The sequence below is a fragment of the Microbacterium sp. BF1 genome, assembly GCF_019279095.1.
Lineage (GTDB): Bacteria > Actinomycetota > Actinomycetes > Actinomycetales > Microbacteriaceae > Microbacterium > Microbacterium maritypicum.
The window spans coordinates 1-1,250 of record NZ_JAGYWT010000630.1 but is presented as its reverse complement, the minus strand read 5'-3'; the positions used below and the strand labels follow the sequence as shown (position 1 = coordinate 1,250).

Annotated in this window: 1 protein-coding gene and 1 pseudogene; one reads left to right on the top strand and one right to left on the bottom strand. The window is 70.1% G+C overall.

All coding sequences use genetic code 11. The annotated features are described in order from the left end of the window. On the top strand, positions 1-848 hold an 848-nt coding region (locus KZA10_RS15580; RefSeq protein ID WP_218683340.1), incomplete at its 5' end, for an efflux RND transporter permease subunit. Between the two features lie 144 nt (positions 849-992). Here KZA10_RS15580 and KZA10_RS15575 read toward each other — a convergent pair. Then, positions 993-1,250: pseudogene (locus KZA10_RS15575) on the bottom strand (alpha/beta hydrolase); the annotation flags it as partial.

Here is a 1,250-nt window from a genome sequence, read left to right as displayed (position 1 = left end):
AGGCGGCCACCGAGGTCACGGGCACCGCGATCCCTCTCGCCGCGATCGCGACGGTCGAGGAAGAGCTCACCGCTCCGACCATCACCCGCGCGGAAGGCGAGCGGCAGGTCACCCTGACGGTCACGCCGGAGAAGGGCGGTCTGTCGGCGGCCAGCCGGGCGATCGACGAAGCGATCGCCGAGACCGACCTGCCGGCGGGGGTCACGTTCGAGCAGGGCGGCGCGTCCGCCCAGCAGGACGAGGCGTTCAGTCAGCTCGGCCTCGCGATGCTGGGGGCCATCGTTCTCGTGCTGCTGGTGATGGTGGCGACGTTCCGCAACTTCCGCGGCCCACTCGTGCTGCTCATCTCGATCCCGTTCGCGGCGACCGGTGCGATCCTCGGGCTCCTCCTCACCGGTACGCCGATGGGGCTTCCGGCCCTGATCGGACTGCTGATGCTCATCGGCATCGTCGTGACGAACGCCATCGTGCTGATGGACCTCGTGAACCGCCTCCGGGTGGCCGGGGCGAGCCTGGACGAGGCCGTGGAGCACGGAACGCGTCTGCGTCTGCGTCCGATCCTGATGACGGCGGCCGCGACCGTGTTCGCGCTGGTCCCGATGTCGCTCGGCCTGACCGGTGGTGGCGTGTTCATCTCGAAGCCGTTGGCGATCGTGGTGATCGGCGGACTGGTCTCATCGACGCTGCTCACCCTGGTGCTGGTGCCGGTCCTGTACACGCTCGTGGAGCGCAGCCGGGATCGCCGGATCGCCAAGCGTGCCGAGCGACGGGCCCGCCGTGAGGAACGCCGTGCCGCCTCCGCCGAGGAGACGACGGACATCTTCGAGGTGGCGGCCGACAGGGAGTAACCCCTCGCGCGCCCCTGAGGTGCGGTGATCGCCGCACGGATGTCGGGAGGTTCCCGCGGATCCCGTACGGATCTGCCGGATCCTCCCGACTTCCGTGCATTCTCCCGACATCCGTGCGGGCTTGAGGCCCGCACGGCGCAGGGTTCAGTCGCTGGAGGACGCGACCGCACGGATCAGCTCCGCGAGGTCGCCGGGACGACTCCACATCGGCCAGTGCCCCGTCGGCAGGTCGACGACGTCGAGGTGGTCGAGCTCCGCGACTTCGGCGAACATGGGATGACCCGCCTGCGCCAGTTCCCGCACCTGTGTGCCCGAGATCGAGCAGCACACGAGCGTGGTCGGAATCCTGCGACGCGCATCGTCCACGAGCTCCACGGGCTGCCGCAGCGCGGGGCCGGGCTG